17 protein-coding genes and 1 tRNA gene are annotated in these 17,751 nt (G+C 56.8%); 4 read left to right on the plus strand and 14 right to left on the minus strand.

Annotation, left to right across the window (positions count from 1 at the left end):
• Window positions 1–71: 71 nt before the first annotated feature.
• From ACE3NW_RS07315 to hisD, 8 genes are all read right to left on the minus strand, one after another.
• Entirely contained in the window at window positions 72–599 is a 528-nt protein-coding gene (locus ACE3NW_RS07315) for a hypothetical protein (RefSeq protein WP_374281926.1), read from the minus strand.
• Between the two features lie 21 nt (window positions 600–620).
• Window positions 621–935 carry a hypothetical protein gene (locus ACE3NW_RS07320; RefSeq protein ID WP_374281929.1) on the minus strand — a complete coding sequence of 105 codons (315 nt, stop codon included), beginning with the start codon at window positions 933–935 and terminating at the stop codon, window positions 621–623.
• A gap of 54 nt (window positions 936–989) precedes the next feature.
• On the minus strand, window positions 990–2,936 hold the full coding sequence (locus tag ACE3NW_RS07325) for a DUF6538 domain-containing protein (RefSeq protein WP_374281931.1): 1,947 nt from the start codon (window positions 2,934–2,936) through the stop codon (window positions 990–992).
• Window positions 2,937–3,027: 91 nt separating this feature from the next.
• Window positions 3,028–3,119, minus strand: a tRNA-Ser gene (locus tag ACE3NW_RS07330).
• Between the two features lie 225 nt (window positions 3,120–3,344).
• A complete protein-coding gene (locus tag ACE3NW_RS07335; protein WP_374281933.1) occupies window positions 3,345–3,485 on the minus strand; it encodes a hypothetical protein in 141 nt (46 codons plus the stop codon).
• Window positions 3,486–3,589: 104 nt separating this feature from the next.
• Window positions 3,590–4,360, minus strand: a complete 771-nt coding sequence (locus ACE3NW_RS07340; protein ID WP_374281935.1) for an enoyl-ACP reductase — start codon at window positions 4,358–4,360, stop codon at window positions 3,590–3,592.
• Window positions 4,361–4,581: 221 nt separating this feature from the next.
• Complete coding sequence (locus ACE3NW_RS07345; protein ID WP_374281937.1) at window positions 4,582–5,463, minus strand: phosphoribosylaminoimidazolesuccinocarboxamide synthase; 882 nt, start codon at window positions 5,461–5,463, stop codon at window positions 4,582–4,584.
• 26 nt (window positions 5,464–5,489) lie between these two features.
• Entirely contained in the window at window positions 5,490–6,794 is a 1,305-nt protein-coding gene (gene hisD, locus ACE3NW_RS07350) for a histidinol dehydrogenase (protein ID WP_374281939.1), read from the minus strand.
• A 204-nt stretch (window positions 6,795–6,998) separates the two neighbouring features.
• Between hisD and grpE the strand changes: the two genes are divergently transcribed.
• The gene (gene grpE, locus ACE3NW_RS07355; protein WP_374281941.1) at window positions 6,999–7,655 is read left to right on the plus strand and encodes a nucleotide exchange factor GrpE; all 657 of its coding nucleotides are present in this window, start codon (window positions 6,999–7,001) and stop codon (window positions 7,653–7,655) included.
• Window positions 7,656–7,743: 88 nt separating this feature from the next.
• Here grpE and ACE3NW_RS07360 read toward each other — a convergent pair whose 3' ends face one another.
• Window positions 7,744–8,703, minus strand: coding sequence for a LysR family transcriptional regulator (locus ACE3NW_RS07360; RefSeq protein ID WP_374281943.1), 960 nt, complete (start codon window positions 8,701–8,703; stop codon window positions 7,744–7,746).
• Between the two features lie 105 nt (window positions 8,704–8,808).
• On the opposite strand from ACE3NW_RS07360, the gene ACE3NW_RS07365 reads away from it, so the two are divergent.
• Window positions 8,809–9,186, plus strand: coding sequence for a carboxymuconolactone decarboxylase family protein (locus ACE3NW_RS07365; protein ID WP_374281945.1), 378 nt, complete (start codon window positions 8,809–8,811; stop codon window positions 9,184–9,186).
• 82 nt (window positions 9,187–9,268) lie between these two features.
• Here ACE3NW_RS07365 and ACE3NW_RS07370 read toward each other — a convergent pair whose 3' ends face one another.
• Genes ACE3NW_RS07370 through ACE3NW_RS07390 form a run of 5 tightly spaced genes read right to left on the minus strand, consistent with a single transcriptional unit; the run spans window position 9,269 to window position 13,925 of the window.
• Complete coding sequence (locus ACE3NW_RS07370) at window positions 9,269–10,366, minus strand: HD domain-containing phosphohydrolase (RefSeq protein WP_374281947.1); 1,098 nt, start codon at window positions 10,364–10,366, stop codon at window positions 9,269–9,271.
• Window positions 10,363–10,959 carry a membrane integrity-associated transporter subunit PqiC gene (locus ACE3NW_RS07375; protein ID WP_374281949.1) on the minus strand — a complete coding sequence of 199 codons (597 nt, stop codon included), beginning with the start codon at window positions 10,957–10,959 and terminating at the stop codon, window positions 10,363–10,365. The genes ACE3NW_RS07370 and ACE3NW_RS07375 overlap by 4 nt, the downstream gene beginning before the upstream one ends.
• Window positions 10,959–11,927, minus strand: coding sequence for an MlaD family protein (locus tag ACE3NW_RS07380; RefSeq protein WP_374281951.1), 969 nt, complete (start codon window positions 11,925–11,927; stop codon window positions 10,959–10,961). Before ACE3NW_RS07380 ends, ACE3NW_RS07375 begins: the two co-directional genes overlap by 1 nt.
• The gene (locus tag ACE3NW_RS07385; protein ID WP_374281953.1) at window positions 11,924–12,814 is read right to left on the minus strand and encodes an ABC transporter ATP-binding protein; all 891 of its coding nucleotides are present in this window, start codon (window positions 12,812–12,814) and stop codon (window positions 11,924–11,926) included. The genes ACE3NW_RS07380 and ACE3NW_RS07385 overlap by 4 nt, the downstream gene beginning before the upstream one ends.
• A gap of 1 nt (window position 12,815) precedes the next feature.
• Window positions 12,816–13,925: an MlaE family ABC transporter permease gene (locus ACE3NW_RS07390; RefSeq protein WP_374281955.1), complete on the minus strand. Its 1,110-nt coding sequence runs from the start codon at window positions 13,923–13,925 to the stop codon at window positions 12,816–12,818.
• Between the two features lie 110 nt (window positions 13,926–14,035).
• On the opposite strand from ACE3NW_RS07390, the gene polA reads away from it, so the two are divergent.
• Complete coding sequence (gene polA, locus ACE3NW_RS07395) at window positions 14,036–16,789, plus strand: DNA polymerase I (RefSeq protein ID WP_374281957.1); 2,754 nt, start codon at window positions 14,036–14,038, stop codon at window positions 16,787–16,789.
• Window positions 16,790–17,065: 276 nt separating this feature from the next.
• Window positions 17,066–17,296: a hypothetical protein gene (locus ACE3NW_RS07400; RefSeq protein WP_374281959.1), complete on the plus strand. Its 231-nt coding sequence runs from the start codon at window positions 17,066–17,068 to the stop codon at window positions 17,294–17,296.
• Window positions 17,297–17,751: the final 455 nt, after the last annotated feature.

Genomic DNA, 17,751 nt, shown 5'->3' on the forward strand with positions numbered 1-17,751 from the left:
AACCGCCGCGCCTGGGCTGACCAGGGCTTCGACAGACTATTATTGGCATGTGCCAATGCTGAAACGGTTACCTATGCTGAGCTAAGGCAATAGCCACATTCTAAAAAAACTTCCCATGTATTTTCCCCCAAAAGATTTGCAGGGGTGTTTTCTAAGTGATTTGAAATAAAATCATTCAAAAAACTGAATAGTTCAGAAATAGTTCTTTGTAGTATTGTTGTTGGTGTGTCTGTATAGTAGTGCTCTATTCTTTTTCGTTCATTTCTGAGTCTATTTATTTTTGTAAAATCGACATCAATATTAAGATACTTAAATCTGTTTTTAATATCTTTGTAGTTAACTGTATCAATTCCACGTCCTACTAATAAAATATTCTTATCATTATCTACAATAACTTCTATTTTTTTCTTGATGAGTATATCACAAGATCCTTGTGGAGAAAGCCTCCTTAATTTTTCCTTAAATAGAAGAAGTATTCCTGCGTATAAATTTTTAATTGCAGAAAGCACTCGTCTTTCATCATCTGATTGATAATCTTCAATTCCTATTTGAATTGCTGAAACTGCATTTTTTATTATGGAATGATTTGTTTTTTTCATAGCTCATTATAAATATTTATTTTAGTAAATGAGATTATTAACTATCTGTTCTGTGTAATTCAGCCGTTCTTTCATGTTGCTGCTTAACTGTTCATCAACAGCTTCTTGAATCCGCTGGGCTTCCTCTTGTTTTCTCTTTGCTTCAGCGGCCCGCTTACTTGGAGGCGTTTCTGCTTCCTTTTTCTTCTTTTGGTTATCTAAAAATCGCTGTAAATAAGCAGCCTCAATTTCTTTGAATCTTTCATGAGGCATCCTTTTATCTTCTTCCCAGCTAACGCAATAGGCTACTGAAGTATAGGCAAGAAGTAGGGCTAAAACAAGGCATAGGGTTTTCATTGGCGTTGCTCCTTCTGGTTTTTATGAAGTGCAGGAAGCGTAAAGGTGGCTAGATTATATAGCCTTTCTTGCAACGCAGCCCTTCAGAAAATCCAACTCAACGCCTTCAAACTTCAGCTTCTTCATAGTTTCCATAAGGGTGGTCATATTGAACTGCATGCCGTCCTTATCCCGCCCATATTGCCCAGATGCAGAACCACCATCAGATTGCCCTTGAATAGCGTTTACATGCTCTGCATTTGCTCCCACGTCACGCATGGTTCGCTTGAATGTATGCCGGAAGGAATGGAAGGTCTTTTGTTTGGAGTGAACCCCAATTTCTTTAGTGAATCTTCCCCACCACTTTGAAAAAGTGCTTGTTCTATGATCTGTGCGAGAAGTGATTGTACGCAGTAGCTTGCCCTCTGGTGGGAGTGATTGCACAAAGTCAATAAAGCCTAATTCAATAAGCTTTGGGTGAATGGGGATTTTTCTTATAGAGCCTTTATTTTTTACACGCCTATTTGTTTCTAAATCAGCATGTATATGGATGCACCAGATACCATTATCATTGTAAATATCGTTTGCATCCAACTGGCCTATTTCTTCAAGCCTCGCTCCTGTAAACATGGCAAGCAAAGTCAACCATTGGTAATCATGTCTTTTGTCTTGCTTTAGGATTCCCATGCTTCTTCTATCGACAGCACCGACAAAAAGAGGGGAATGCAGGATGGTGTTAAAATCATCCATGTCATAGGGCAAGCGTTCAGGGCCACTCATATTGTCCCTGTTGTTTATAACGCGCATTCCACTAGCGGGGTTGTTGTCGATATAGCCATTTGCAACGGCGTATGAAATTATTATCTTGATTGTTGCAAGTAGTTTTTCATTGACTGTCTTTGTGCTTAATGTGGGGTAGCCCTCGCCTTTGTATTGCTTTTCCATAGCGGCAATAAGGCGTAGCGCAGGCAGTGTACGAACAGCTTTAGGCAGTTCGCGTATAACTGGAAGCTTCAACATCACATCTTTGAAGGTTCTAATGTGAGCTTTTGTTATGGCTTTGATTGGGAGATCACCGTTAACTTCAATGAAGCGGCGTACCGATGCGGCGAAATCCAGTTCTGTCTTATGGGCTGGTGCGCGTTCCTTTAGGTAACGCTTCCAGACCTCTGAGAAGAGCGGATTGTCTGGGCCGGGGGTGGCTAATGGGTTGCCTGTGGTTTGCTCTGGCGTTGCATAAATAGATATGGTGGCAGGGGAGGGCGTAAAGTTTTGGTAGCCGGGCCGGGCTGCTGGTGTTGCGACCCATTCCCCGCCCATGCGCTTTAGAATTGCCTCATGTGCCTTGCATTCAGCCATAAAAACGGCACGGCAAAGCTTGCGATAGGCCGGGGCGGCTTTATCCAAGTCAATGCCTTCTGCATCAAGCAGGGCGTCAACGATGCGTTCCACTGGCGAAAAATCGTTGCTGGCTAGGAAGAGCGGGGCAGCTTGCAAGAACAACTCGGCTTGCCCTCGTTTTGCCTCAGCGTCCTTTGCAGTCAGGCCAAAGCGGGCTACTGTTTGCTTTATGCCAAACTGCGCGGCAAGCTCCTGCGCCTCCTGCTGCTCTTCGGCTAGGGCGTCTGGGTGCTTGGGGTTGTCTCTGGCGTCTTCGTCTTCGGCAAGGGCTGTGTGCAGATGCAGCAAGGCCAGCCGCTCTATTTCAAGCGGGGTCAATGAAGCCTGGGGCGGCGTGGTGGGTTGTGACGTGCCGGATTCTGGCGCAGCTTCAGAAGGCGCGTTGTGCGCTTGCCCTTGCTCCAAGGTGCGGTAGGCGGCGGCAAACTGCTGGTCGATCTTTATCGCTTCCAGCCTCCCGCGCTCTTTGGCTTCCTTGGGGTCTTTGGTCTTTAAGCTTCGGGCAATCTCTTTCTTAGGCGCAAAGAAAGGAAGGAGGTCATTCGGTATCCTGCGCCGGATGTAGTATATGCCGGAAGTTCCACGCCGTTGAATATGGGTGTGTAAACACAAAGCGTTCATACTCCTAAATGTGACACGTTTGTGTAACAATTGGAAGCATGAACGCTTTTATTTCAAGTGACTTATGGAAAATAAGACACTTAGATTCTGCTGGCGGAGAGGGGGAGATTCGAACTCCCGGTACGCTATTAACGTACACACGATTTCCAATCGTGCTCCTTAGACCAGCTCGGACACCTCTCCATTCGGTGATGTTCACCGCTCAAAGCCGAATACTTGTATAGCAGCCCCTGAGGAATTGCAAGCAAAAAAATCAAATACAGGCAGATTGTTGCAAAATTTTTGCTCGCCGCTGCGGTCGGGCGTCATTTTGTGCCGGGTTCAGCATTTTTACAGGCAGACAAGGCCCGCTTGGCGGTTGCCGTGCGGGCCTTGCTTGATACCAATTAACAGGGCGTGTTGTTGTGCCTAGTCGTCCTTGCGATCCTTGTCTTTCTGATCGTCCTCGTGGCGGCGCTTTTTGGTGATCTGCGCGGCCCGGTAGAAGGCCCACAAGCCAAAGATCGCCATAACGGTAATGCCCACAGCATTCATGGTCAGGATGTCCATTGTTTGATCCTTCTGACGGCATCAGGCTGCTGAGGCCGCGCAAGTGCGCGCACGCACGTTCATGTATTGCCCCCAGGCGCAGGCCGTGGCGGCGGCAGAACCTGCTAGGACATAACACCAATGGTGCTGAAGCCGCTGTCCACATAAACAACCTGACCGGTCACGGCATGGGCCAGGTCAGAGGCAAGGAACAGGGCCGTGCCACCCACATCGCCCGTGGTAACGTTGCGGTGCAGGGGGGCATTGCGGTCAACAATGTTGCACAGGTCTTTCATGCTTGAAACAGCAGAGGCGGCCAGGGTTTTTATGGGGCCAGCGCTGATGGCGTTGACGCGGATGCCCTTGGTGCCAAAATCGCACGCAAGATAGCGCACCGAAGCTTCGAGAGCGGCCTTGGCAACACCCATGATATTGTAGCCGGGGATAACCTGTGTAGAGCCATGATAGGTCATGGTCATTACCGAAGACCCCTCGTGCAGCAGGGGTTCAAAGGCACGGCATACGCCGGTGAGCGAGTAGGCTGAAACATCCAGCGCAAGACGAAAACCCTCGCGCGAGGTATCCACAAAGCGGCCCCCCAGGTCTTCGCGGTTGGCAAAGGCCACGGAGTGAACAAGAATATCCAGATCGCCCCACTTTTCCTTTACCAGGTCGGCGGCCGCCTGAATCTGCGCGTCGTCGCACACGTCACACTGAAAGGTAAATTCACCGCCGAGCTCTTCGCTCAGGGGTTCGACACGCTTTTTAATGGCATCGCCCACATAGTTGAAGGCCAGACGGGCGCCCTGTTCTTTAAGAGCATTGGCAATGCCGTAGGCAATGCTTCTGTTGTTGGCCAAACCCAGTATAAGAGCTTTCTTTCCTTGCAGCAGCATGGATCCTCCTGAAAAAACAATGCAAGCCGAATATTCGGACAAAGGGTATACAAGATGGCGACAGCGCGCGCCCAGGCAAAAAGCCGCCGCATAAGGAATGCGCGGCACTGTCGGACTGTGGACGACACATGCGTGGAACCGCCAGAACACTTGTGAAAAAAGTGCCGAGGCTGTCACGCCAATGCGCGCCCTGCACTGTTGTGCCGGACGCGCTTGATTTGTTACTTTGTGAGAATGTCGTAGGCTTCCTGGTAGCGGTTCGCCGTGGCCTTGATGATTTCTTCAGGCAAGGCGGGCGGCGGGGGCTGCTTGTTCCAGGGCTGCTTTTCCAGCCAGTCGCGCAGATACTGCTTGTCAAAGCTGGGCTGGCCCTGGCCAGGCTGGTACTGGTCGGCAGGCCAGAAACGCGAGGAATCGGGCGTGAGCACTTCATCAATAAGATGGAGCTTGCCGTCGATAAACCCAAATTCAAACTTGGTGTCGGCCACAATAATGCCGCGACCGGCGGCGTAGGTGCGACCAGCTTCGTAAATGGCAAGCGTGGTGCGTTCGACCTGAGCGGCAGTTTCGGCGCCCAGCAATTCGGCAGCCTGGGCCACGCTGATGTTTTCGTCGTGCTGGCCCAGCTCGGCCTTGGTAGAGGGCGTGAACAGGGCCGGTTCCAGCTTGTCTGATTCGCGCAGATTGGCGGGCAGCTTGTAACCGCACACCGAGCCTGTGGCCTTGTAGTCTTTCCAGCCAGAGCCGGTGATATAGCCGCGCACAATGCATTCCACAGGCAGGGGCTTGGCCTTGCGCACGATAACGGCGCGGCCTTCAAGCTCGTCCTTCCAGGGGGCAAGGGCAGCGGGAAAGCAGTTTACGTCGCTTTCGATCAGGTGGTTGGGGATGATATCCTTGAACTTTTCCATCCAGAACAGGGTGATCTGGTTAAGAATCACGCCCTTGTAGGGGATGGGCTCGTTCATGATCACGTCAAAGGCCGACATGCGGTCTGTGGTGACAATGAGCAGGGTTTTTTCGTCCACATCATAGATGTCACGCACTTTCCCGCGTGAAAGCAGGGGATAGGCGCTGATCTCGGTTTTTACCACGACTTTCATGATGGCTCCTGATTCCTCAGCCCTTGCTATTTCTTCCCACGCGCTTCAACGGAGCGGGCGTGTGCTTCCAGCCCTTCAAGGCGGGCAAGGGCGGCTATGGACTGCATGTTCTGCTGTAAAAAGGTTGAAGAAGCGGCCACAATGCTGGTTTTTTTGCAGAATGTCTGCACCGAAAGGGCCGATGAAAAACGGGCCGTACCCAGGGTGGGCAACACGTGGTTGGGGCCGGCAAAATAGTCGCCTACAGGCTCTGGGCTGTGCTGGCCCATAAACACGGCCCCGGCGTGCCGGATAAACGGCAAAACAGCCCAGGGGTCGCGGGTACACAGCTCAAGGTGTTCCGGGGCCACCATGTTGGCCACAGCCACGGCCACAGAAAGATTGGGCGTAACCACAATGGCGCTCCAGTCTTCAAGAGCGCGGGCAGCGGTGGTGGCTCTGGGCAGGGCGGCGCACTGTTTTTTCAGCTCCAGCTGCAAGGTATCTGCCAGACGCGGGTCGTCAGTAATGCAGATGGCCGAGGCCAGGGTATCGTGCTCTGCCTGCGAAAGCATGTCTGCGGCGAGCCATGCGGGGTTGGCCGAAGAATCTGCCAGCACCAGCACCTCGCTGGGGCCCGCAATCATGTCTATGCCCACAGTGCCCTGCACAAGACGCTTGGCCGTGGTAACAAATATGTTGCCCGGCCCGGCGATAACGTCCACAGGGTCAATGGTCTGCGTGCCAAAGGCCATGGCCGCAATGGCCCATGCGCCGCCAACGCGGTACACCTCGTCAATGTCAAGCAGATGCGCCGCCGCAAGAATATGCGGGTTGACCGTGCCGTCCTTGCGGGGCGGGGTAAACACGGCAAGGCGCGGCACACCCGCCACCTGGGCGGGAATGGCGCTCATGAGCAGGCTTGAAACAAGGGGCGTGTTGCCACCCTGGCCGCCGGGAACATACAGACCGCCAGCGTCTACCGAGGTAACCTGCTGGCCGAGAATGCTGCCGTCCGGCTTGGTGAGAAACCACGATTTTTCAACCTGGGCTTCATGAAAAGAGCGTATGTTGGCCGCAGCCTCGCTGATAACCTCGCGGCTCTCGATGGTAACAGAGGCTGCCGCCTTGGCAATTTCCTGCTCGCTCACGCGCAGGGGCGGGGCGAATTCGGGGCAGTCAAAATTACGCGTATACTCCACAAGGGCGGCGTCGCCCTTTTGTCGCACAGCGTTGATAATTTCGTTTACAGAGCTTTCCACCCCGTTGCCAGGGTTGTGCCGGCCTTGCAGCCATTGGGCCAGCTTGGGCCATTCCTGCTCGTGTTGCAGTGTCAAAATTCGGCATGTCATAGTGCTGTTCCTCTTCTGGTGCGAGCAATATACAGAAGCAGCCGCAGAATGTCGAGGCGCAGATGCCTGTTGAATGGCGCAAACGGCCCTGCCGGGGCACGGTACGGTTCTTTGCGGCAAGGGCTGTGCCTTGACAGGGTGAATAAGCATACTTACTTAAGGCGAAGCATCACGGCCCCATCGGGGGTCGATTCAGGAGGAAGCATGCAGCGTCATAAAATGAACCATTCATTCGGGCAGCAGGGCGGTCAACAGGGCGGCCACGCCGATCATGCGGCAGATTGCCAGCCCACCCGGTCTGAAGATGGTTTTCTTGAACAGGACGGCATTTTGTTTGGTCAAAACGCGGGTAAGGACGCAGCCTCTGCTGCGGAGCAGGACGAAACCGCACCCGCTGCCGAACATGCGGCCACTGTCGAGAGCATTATTGAGGAGCGTTGCAAAGCCGAGCTCAACGAAATGCGCCTGCGCAACGCCGCCGAAATGGACAACTTTAAAAAGCGCCTGAGCCGCGAGCACGACGAACAGATGCGCTATGCGGCTGAAAAGGTATTGGGCGATCTGCTGCCCACGCTCGACAATCTTGATCTGGCCCTGCGCTACGGCAGCAAGAGCGAAGCCTGCAAAGACATGCTGCAAGGCGTGGCCATGACCCACAAATTGTTGCTGGATGCAGTGGAAAAACACGGCCTCAAGCCCCTTGGCGAAGAAGGCGAAGAATTCGACCCCAACGTACACGAAGCCGTGGGCTTTGAAGACCGCCCGGATTTTGCGCCCAATTCTGTGGCGCGTGTGCTGCAACGCGGTTTCAAACTTGGCGACCGCCTGCTGCGCCCTGCCAAGGTAATGGTCAAACAGTAATTTTTTTGCACTGCGCACAGCCCGTCTGGCGGGCTTGGTGTCTGTGTTAAACCCGGTTGCCTGGCTGCCGGGTTTTTTTATGGCTTTTTTAGCCGCCCAAATGCCCTGTGGCTGCGGTAAGGATCTCTTGCAGCTCTTTTGCGTTTGTTCTTTTGCAGGCGTTTTCACCCGCGTCCTGGCCCTCCTGACTGGCGGGCCGGATAAGCCCAAGGCGCATCTGCATCAGGCTGCCCTGCTCAATGGGTAAAAAAACTACGCCTTGCCGTCCGATGGCAGAAAACGAGCGCGGCAACAGTGCCATGCCCTCTGCCTGTGCAATGCGGGCCAGAAATACATCATATTCTTCAGGCTCTTCGATAAACTGGGGGGCAAAATCCATATGGGCAAACAGCCCGCGCATGTGGTCGAAAAAGGCGGGATTCGTTTCGCGCCGAAACCAGAAAAGGGCCCTGCCGTTCATATCCTGCAAGCGCACGCGCTGCTGTTCTGCCTGCACCCAGGGCGCTGGCAGGGCAGCCAGCATGGGTTCGGCATAGGGCAGGGGGCATACGTGCAACCCTGGGGCGTCAAGGGGCAGGGCCACAAGGGCTGCGTCCAGTTTGCCCTGGCGAACAGCGCGCGCCAGTTGCGGCGAAGACTGCCGCACATACTGCACCGGCCCTTGCCAGTGGATGTGCATGTGCCGCATGAAACCCGAAAAAACACCCTGTTCAAAAGCAGTGCTGAGCCCCACGGCAAGGGGCATGTCCTCGCTGGCCCTGTGCTGGCAATACTCCAGCAGAGCTCTGCCCGCCGCATCCTGCGCTTCCAGCACCGGGCGAACCATGTGCAGCACGGCCTGACCATCGCTGGTGAGGGTCAGGCCCTTGTTGTGCCGGGCAAACAGCGTAAGGCCAAGAATTTCTTCCAGGCGCTTCATGTGCCTGCTCAAGGGCGGCTGGGTCATGTACAGCCGTTCTGCGGCGCGGCGCATGCTGCCTTCTTCGGCGATGATCGAAAAATAGCGCAGCAGCTGCCAGTCTGTGCTTTCAAACTTGTCGTTTGTCATGCCTGCTAGGTATCACCAAAATGGCAAGAGGCAAAGACCGGGCCAGCGCCTACAACCGGGCTGTGGCTGCGGCATTGTGCGGCGGCCAAAAAACGGAGAGTTGTCATGTCAAATGACCGTTATGCCGCAGGGCTTGCCATGCTGGAAAGGGTTGACGGAAGGGGGGGGGAGGAAGTGCTTGAGAGCGTGCGGGCCATCAGCCCCGATTTTGCGCGCTATCTTGTGGAATTTCCCTTTGGCGACATTTACTCTCGCGAGGGGCTTGATCTGAAAAGCCGTGAAATAGCCGTGGTGGCGGCCCTCACAGCCATGGGCAATGCCGGGCCGCAACTGCGTGTACATATTGGCGCGGCCCTGCATGTGGGCTGTACGCGGCAGGAAATACTGGAGGTCATCATGCAGATGGCCGTGTACGCGGGTTTTCCTGCTGCGCTCAACGGCCTGTTTGCTGCCAGGGATGTTTTTACCGCACACTCGGCCTGACAGGTCTTGCGCTGGCGTGGCGGTTGCCCGGCTTTGGCAGGCAGCCGTTGCGCCGCTGCGCTGCTATTTGCGCCTGCGGCCTTTACACATCTGAATACTTGTCTGCAATGCTGCGGAACTGCTCCTGCAAGGCCACAAACGCGTCCACCACATCGGGGTCAAACTGCGTACTCCGGCCATCCACAATAATGCGTACCGCTGTTTCGTGCGGCATGGCGGGTTTGTACACGCGCTTGCTGCGCAGGGCGTCGTACACGTCGGCCACGCTCATGAGCCGGGCCGAAAGCGGAATATCCTTGCCTGCCAAGCCGCGCGGATATCCCTTGCCGTCCCAGCGTTCGTGGTGGCAGTAGGCAATATCGCTGGCGATGCGCAAAAAGGAATTTTCGCCCAAAAACTTGTCTGCCGAGGCAAGCACAGCGCGGCCATGGGTGGTGTGTTCCTTCATGGCTTCGTACTCTTCATCTGTGAGGGGGCCGGGCTTGTGCAGCACCGTATCGGCAATGGCAACCTTGCCCACATCGTGCAGAGGAGCAGAAAGGTAGAGCCACGAGATGGCGTCGGCATCCAGTTCTTCCCGGTATATGGGCATCTGGGCAATGTAGACGGCCAGGGCCTTCACATAGTTTTGCGTGCGTTTGATGTGCGCGCCGGTTTCGGTATCGCGCCATTCTGCCAGGCTTGCCATGGCGTGGATTGTCGCTTCCTGGGTGAGGGCCAGCTGGCGCGTGCGCTCGTGTACCATGTCGTTGAGGTGGTCGCGGTAGCGCTTGTACTTGAGCTGGTTGGCAACGCGGTTGCGCACCAGAGAAGAACGGAAAGGCTTGGTTATGTAGTCCTGCGCGCCCAGCGAGAGCCCCTTGGCCTCGTCGGTTTCTTCATTCTGCGCGGTGATGAACATGATGGGAATGTCGCGGGTTTGCGTGTCGTCGCGCAGACGCCGGCACACTTCGTAGCCGTCCATGCCGGGCATGATCACGTCCAGCAGGATCAGATCCGGCGGGGGCTGACGCAGGGCGAGGCGCAGGGCGTCTGGCCCGTTTTTGGCAAACATGATGGTGTATTTGTCGCGCAGGCACTCGCTGAGAATGCGCAGATTCTCAGGCGCATCGTCCACCAGCAGAATTTTTTCGCGCCTCAGCTCAAACGCAGATCCGGCAGCATCCTCGGCCAGCATCATGACTTGCCCCGTGCAAGTGCGGGCAAACGGCTTGCCAGATGCTCTGCCATGCGGCGCACCATGAGGCTTTCTGCCGCAGTGAGGGCGTCGTAGGTTTTGCCGTTCACGGGTTCCGCATCGGCATAGATGCCACGGGCAAGCACATCGTCGTGCCGGTTTTTGAGTGTCCAGCGGGCTTCGAGCACGGCGCTGGCCTCAAAATTACCGTCGAGCCGCTGCACGTCAATCAGCAGCACATAGTCGGCCCTGGTGTCGTCGCCCGCAGCCAGCACGTTGAGGCCCGCAGCCAGCAGCGGCGCGGTAAGCACCTCCTGCACCACCCGTCTTACGCCGTGGCCCACAGGTTCGGCCCAGGCATGAAACTGCGAAACAATCAGTTCAGTCTGCCCGTTCACCCGGCTGACAATACTGTTGCGGTCAAGGTAGTCCGGCACGGTAACCTGCGCCACGCGCAGGCTTTTGCTGGGCAGGCTGTCGGCCTTGACCGGGCCGAGCGCACTTTCAAGCAGATAGTAGCGTGTGGGCGTGCTGCGGCCACAGCCGCTCAAAAGCACAAGCAGTGCAAGCGTAAGTAAAAGAAGATTGCGTGGCATCAGCGTGCTCCTTGCTTGCCCCGCAGCAGGGCTTCGGGATTGCGTTCTAGCGTTTCGGCCAGGGCGCGCATGGCGCGCATGGCATCGGTACTTTCTTTAAGAAGGCGGCGCAGATCGTTCATGGTGGGCGAGTCGCGCCCCAGAATGCCCTGGGCCGAGGCCGTGGCCACGCGCAGCTGGTCTGCCGCAACGGCCATGCTCTGCATGCCCTCGCGGAAGGCGACCATGGTTGCGGGCAGCTCTTTTTCAACCGAAGCGCTGGCAGAGCTCAGGTTTTTGAGCACCTGCTCCGTATTGTTGCGTATGGAGCCCGCATGCAGAATGCCGTGGGCCTCCTGAAACGTTTCGGTAAAGGCCGTAAGCGCCTTGCCAAGTTTGTCGTCGCTGAGGCCCAGCGCCAGATTTTGCAACACGGCGCTCAACGAGTTGATCATCTGCTCAAGCGGCATTTGCGAAAGCGTGCTTTGCAGCGTGTCTATGGGCGAGGGAATGGTGGGAATTTCCATGTCTGGCGTGGCAGAGCGAAAGTTGGCCGCCGTGGCGGGATAAAAATCCAGCTCCACCCGGTACTGGCCCGTGATCAGGCTTTGCAGCTGCAAACGGGCCCGCAGGCCGCGCTGCACCATGCGCCGTATGATCTCCTGCTGAATGGACTCGGACGGCGAGGCCGAACCGCTGGCGCGCACAAAACTGCGTTCGTCGATACGCACGTAGACGGGAATGGTCACATTTGAATCGCGGGCGTTGGCAACCAGATTGATGCGGGTAACGCTGCCCATGGGCACGCCTCTGAAGACCACGGGCGCACCGGTAGAAAGACCGCTGACCGAGCCGTCAAAATAGAGAACATACTCAAGGTCGTTGCTGAAAAGACGGCCACCGCCCAGCAGAATGATGCCCATGACCAGCAGGCCCAGGCCCCCCAGCACAAAAGCACCAACAGTTGTCTTGTATGATTGCGAGTTCATCGGGCTTGTTCCTTGTGTGACGTTGCCGCCTGTGTGCCACTGGCCGTTTCTTCAGTGTGCTCGCGGTTGCCGCCTCTGGTCAGAAAGAGCATGGCGCTCTGGTCTGTGGCGGGATTTTTGACCATCTCGCTGGGGTTGCCGCTGGCGGTCACTGTTCTGCTTTGTGCGTCGAGAAATATGCCGTTGCGGGCAATGGTAAAAATGCTCGGCAATTCGTGTGAAACAATGACAAATGTTGTGCCCAGGCTGTCACGCAGCTCAAGTATCAGGTCGTCCAGCAGGCGTGAGCTCACGGGGTCAAGGCCTGCCGAGGGCTCGTCCAGAAAGAGTATCTGGGGGTCAAGGGCCAGCGCACGCGCAAGCCCCGCGCGTTTGCGCATGCCGCCGCTGATTTCGGAAGGATAGTAGTCTTCAAACCCTGCCAGCCCTGCCAGCGCCAGCTTGAGTGATGCCTGTTCCCTGATTTCCTCATCGGACAGATCAGTGTATTGTTGCAGGGGCAGGCCCACATTTTCTGCCAGCGTCATGGAGCTCCACAACGCGCCGCCCTGAAACAGCACGCCGGTGTTGCGCATGATGCGGCTGCGGCTTTCTTCTGTCCCAGCCCAGAAATCTTCGCCATTATAGCAAACCTGGCCCTGTTGCGGTTCCTTGAGGCCCATGAGCACGCGCAGCAAGGTGCTTTTGCCGCAGCCAGAACCGCCCATGACCATAAAAATATCGCCCACGCGCACGTCAAACGACACGTTGCGCATGAGCACAAACGAGCCAAAGGCCACCGTAAGATCGCGTACCCTGATGCGTACATTGTCGCCATTGGCGGCAGCGGGCGCGTCGGGGGTACTCACGTTGGGCAGTGCGATGGAAGGTTGTACGGCATGTGTCATGTCACACTTCCAGCACGTTGCAGATAATGGTGATGATGGCGGTTGCCACAATAATGCCCACAATGGCCTGCACCACCGCCGTGGTGGTTGCCTGACCCACGGCCTGGGCGCTGCGCCCGCAGCGGATGCCCTGATAACACCCGGCCACGGCCACAATGGCCCCGAATACCGTGCCGTACACAAGGCCGATGATCAGGTGCTTGAAAGGAACCATCTGGATGGTGGCATTGATGTATTCCAGCGGGTTGAGGCGCAGCATGGCCGTACCCACCAGAAAGCCGCCGATTATGCCCATGAGGTCGGCGTACAGGGTCAGCAGGGGTATCATGGCCATGAGCGCCAGCACCCTGGGCAGCACCAGAAAATCGTGGGGAGAAATGCCAAGGGTAGAAAGTGCGTCTACCTCTTCATTCACCTGCATGGTTCCAATAAGGGCCGCGTAGGCAGCGCCCACCCGGCCCGACATGACAACACCCACCATAATGGCGCCCATGACCCGCAGCATGCCAATGCCCACCAGGCCCGCAACGTATATCTGCGCGCCAAACTGGGTAAGCTGCACCGCGCCCACAAAGGCGAGAATAAGGCCAAAAAGCAGGCTGGTAAGCGATATGATGGGCAGGGCAGCCACGCCGCATTCGTGCATGGCGGCAAAAAGATCCATGGGGCGCATCTTGGCACGGCCAAGAAACAGCCGCCAGATGGAGAGCACCACCTCGCCAAGAAAATTGAGAAAATCCTCAATCTTTGGCCGCAGCGCCAGCACGCCTTCGCCCACGCGGGTGACAAAACCGGCTGTTTCCTTGCTGCGGGCAGAGCCCTCCTTTGCCGGAACGGCAAAGGCCAGCTTGATGAGGCGCTCCAGCCCTTCGGGCAGCTCTGTGCGCAGCGTCAGCTGCCGGGCGCGCGCCGCCTTGACCATCTGCACCAGAAAGACAAGCAGGGTGCTGTCCCACTGGCCCAGATTATCACTTTCAAGGCACACTTCGCGTATGCGCTGGTCGGCGACGCTGGCCAGGGCGGTTGCCGCCTCGCTGGGCCAGGGCTCGTCAAAATTCCAGCGCCCGCCAACGCTCACGCGCAGCAGCGGCCCCTGAACAGATACGGTCACTTGCGGACTTGTTTCCATCACTATACTATACGCGTAGCACTACATCTGCGCAAGCGTCCATACTTGCGAACCTTCCTGCACCTATTCAAACCCAAAACCACCGGGCAATCATGTCGCTGAAACAACGCCTCAATCTCTCTGTCGAACCGCTTTTTCTCATGGACGGCTCTGCCTTTATCTATCGCGGTTTTTTTGCCAACAAGAACATGCAGCGTTCCGATGGCTTTCCCACCAACGCGCTGGTTGTGGTAACGCGCGTGCTGCTGCGTATTCTGCGCGATGAACGGCCTGGGCATTTTCTGTTTGTAAAAGACGGCAAGGGCAAGAATTTTCGGCACGACCTGTTTCCGCTGTACAAGGCCAACCGCGACGCCACGCCAGAAGATCTGGTGCGGCAGATGGAGCCCATTGTGCGCATGGTGCAGGCCCTGGGCATACCCGTAGAAATTTCGGACGGCTGCGAGGCCGACGACTGCATTGCCTCGCTGGCGGCGCGTTTTTCTGCCGAGCGGCCCGTGATTATCGTGAGCGGTGATAAAGACCTCAAGCAGTGCCTTGGCCCCAACGTGTACATGTGGGACCCGGCTTCCAAGGAAGAAAAGCTGCTCTCTGCCGCAGACTTTACGGCAGAAAGCGGCCTGCGCCCCGACCAGTGGGCCGACGTGCAGGCTCTTGTGGGCGACACGAGCGATAATATTCCCGGCGTGCCGGGAATTGGCCCCAAGACAGCGCAAAAGATTTTTGAAATATGCCCCACCCTTGAAGACATACGCGACCATTTTGCCCTGCTTGCGCCCAAGATTCAGGACAAACTGCGCGACCATCTCGACAACATGTTTTTGTGGCGGCAGCTCACCTCGCTTTCGCTGGATGTGTGCTCTGAACTTACCATCGAAGACATGACCGTTGCACCGCTTAACGAAGCCCAGTGCGCGGCCATGGCCGACGAATTCGAACTGCACGCCCTGCGGCGCGACATGGCCACCCTGGCCCGTTTGCAGCACAGTGCGCCCGCCATTGCCGCTGCCCCGGTTTTGGCTGTGGGCGCTGCCGCAAAGCCTGTGGCAGAAGCGGCGGCATCGCGTCCCGCCGCCCAGGCTTCGCTCATGTCAGCTGCCGAAAAATCCCCCACAAAGGCGCGCCCCGCAGCCGGGGCAGGCCCGCAGATGAGCCTGCTGGACGTGGCCGACGAGCCGGAATCCCCCCTTGTGAGCGAAGTGGGGCAGTTGCCCCCCTGCGCAGGGCTAGAGGTGGCCGTGGTTTGGCCCGGCGGCATGGGCAAGGCCCCGCATGTGGGTGTGCAGGGGTACGATGATGTTCGCTGGGGCGGCACGCAGGAAGACCTGTGCGGCTGGCTTGCCGGTGCGCAACGGCTGGTGACAGCCGATCTCAAGGCTCTGCTTATCGCGGCTGCCTGCTGGCGCAAGCTGCCGGTGGAAGCCAACCCGCCTTTTTTCTTTGATCTTGGTCTGGCCGCCTACCTTATCAACCCGGAAGAAAGCGACTATGGCTGGCCCCGGCTGGCCGTGCGCTGGGGTGCGCCCCTGCGCGATGCTCAGGGGGCAAGCGGCCCTGCCAGCATGGCCCTGCGCATGGCCGCACTTATGGAGCAGCGCCTTGAGGCCGATGGCCTGCTTGAGCTCTACCGTTCGCTTGAGCTGCCGCTCACTCCTGTGCTGGCCCAGATGGAAGCGCGCGGCGTGGCCATTGACGCGGCTGCTTTTCAGGCCTTTCTTTCAGACGTGCAGGGCGAAATAGAGAGGCTCACGCAAGAGGTTTTTGCCGCAGCGGGAAGCACATTCAACATCCGTTCGGCCCAGCAGCTTGGCGACATGCTGTTCAATACGCTCAAGCTGCCCTCGCCGCGCAAAACCCGTGGCGGGCAGGCATCCACCAACCAGGAAACACTGGAAAAACTGGCGGGGCAGCATCCTGTGGTCGAGAGTATTCTTCAGTTCCGCAAGCTGGAAAAGATGCGCTCTACCTATCTTGATCCCCTGCCGCGCCTTGTGGATTCGCGCGGGCGCATCCACACCACATTCAATCAAAAGGCCACGGCCACGGGGCGGCTTTCGTCCAGCAATCCCAACCTTCAGAATATTCCCGTGCGCGGGGCGCTGGGCAAGCGCATGCGTTCGTGCTTTATCGCCGGGCCGGATAATCTGCTGGTTTCTGCCGACTACTCGCAGGTTGAGCTGCGCGTGCTGGCGCACATGTCGCAGGATGCCGCCCTGCTTGAGGCATTTCGCAATGGCGAGGATATCCATGCCCGCACGGCTGCACTGGTGTACGACCTGACGCCCGATCAGGTGAGCCCTGACCAGCGCCGCAATGCCAAAACCATCAACTTTGGCCTTATCTACGGCATGGGCGCGCAAAAGCTGGCGCAGGAGCTGAAAATCAGCTCCAACGAGGCCAAGGAATTCATTGCCCGCTATTTTGAGCGCCTCACCGGCCTGAAAGAATTTTATGATGAAGTGGAGGCCGTGGCCAAGCGGCAGGGGTATGTGACAACCCTTGGCGGGCGGCGGCGGCTGTTGCCCGACATCCATTCCGCCAACGGGCAGAACTATGCCCTGGCGCGGCGGCAGGCCATCAATACCGTGATTCAGGGATCGGCTGCGGATGTCATCAAGCTTGCCATGCTGGCTGTGGCCCATGATGCAGAGCTGAAGCGTCTGGATGCCCGCTTGTTGCTGCAGGTACACGACGAACTGCTGCTGGAAGTGCCCACCGAGGCTGCGGCTGCTGTGGGCGAGAGGGTGGCGGCGCTTATGGGTGGGGTTATGCCTGGGGGGGCGGCTTTGTCTGTACCTTTAGTTGTTGACTGGGGATGCGGGCCTGATTGGGGCTCTGCCCACTAGCGGGCGCAAGCGTCTTTTGCCCTCATGCTGCGTCAGACGGCGGCGGCTTTATCGGTCGAGTGCCAAAGAGCACACTCCCTCAAAGCCGCCTTGTCTTCCTTGCCTGAGAACAAAATCCATCTTGCGCCGGGGGAATACGTTTGTGGAGTCTGCTGGCGGGGGAGAGCCTGTCAGGCTGATTTACGCAAACCCGACTTTTTTGGCCTGACGGCGTTAAAATCCTGCTTTTGATGCTCACGTACTTGAGTACGCTGCGCTCAAAAGCAGGATTTTTCCTTGTCAGGCCAGAAAAATGCGTATTTTGCAAATTCGCCCAACACCAGCCATCGCCTTCGCTTCGCTGCGGCGAGTTTAAGGAAGGCGACTCCACGACCTGCTTTTGATGCAGGGCGACAAAAGGCAGAAACGCCAGCTGCGAGTTGGGCGGTTCGTGCGGTTGAAAAGGCGAAAGGTAAAAGCGCCAAGGGCAAGATGGTTCGCAGTATGTGGCTGAAAAGGCGAAATTAGGGGAGATGTTGCGAGGTGGTGAATTGTTCGGGGACAAGTTTTGAAGAGCAGAAAGTTTGTGGTAGCGAAGGGAAGGTCAAAGAATAGTATTGAACAGGAAAGTTATCTGGGAAATTGGGCTGAAGCGGAAATCATTCGAAGCGGCAGCGGGCTATGGCATTTACGCGTCGCGGAGGGAGATCACCTGAGTGAGCGCAGCGAGGGAAGGAAGCTCCCGCAGCGCAAGACGCGTGCCCTCGCCGTTTTGCGGAAGTTGAAAGCTCTCTTTGGGGGTGCTTCGGGGGGGATGCAAGGGGGGCCGCGCAGGGGGCGCAGCCCCATAACCGGCCCCGCCTTGCCGCGCGCCGCGCAGGCGTCCCAAACATTGCCGGGCGGCGAAACCCAGTGCCCGAAGGGCAGAAAATCCAGAAAATTTATTTATCAGCCCGCCGCTCAGGCGAAAATTCCCGCCGCGC

The sequence above is a fragment of the Desulfovibrio sp. genome (assembly GCF_041907885.1).
Taxonomy (GTDB): domain Bacteria; phylum Desulfobacterota; class Desulfovibrionia; order Desulfovibrionales; family Desulfovibrionaceae; genus Desulfovibrio.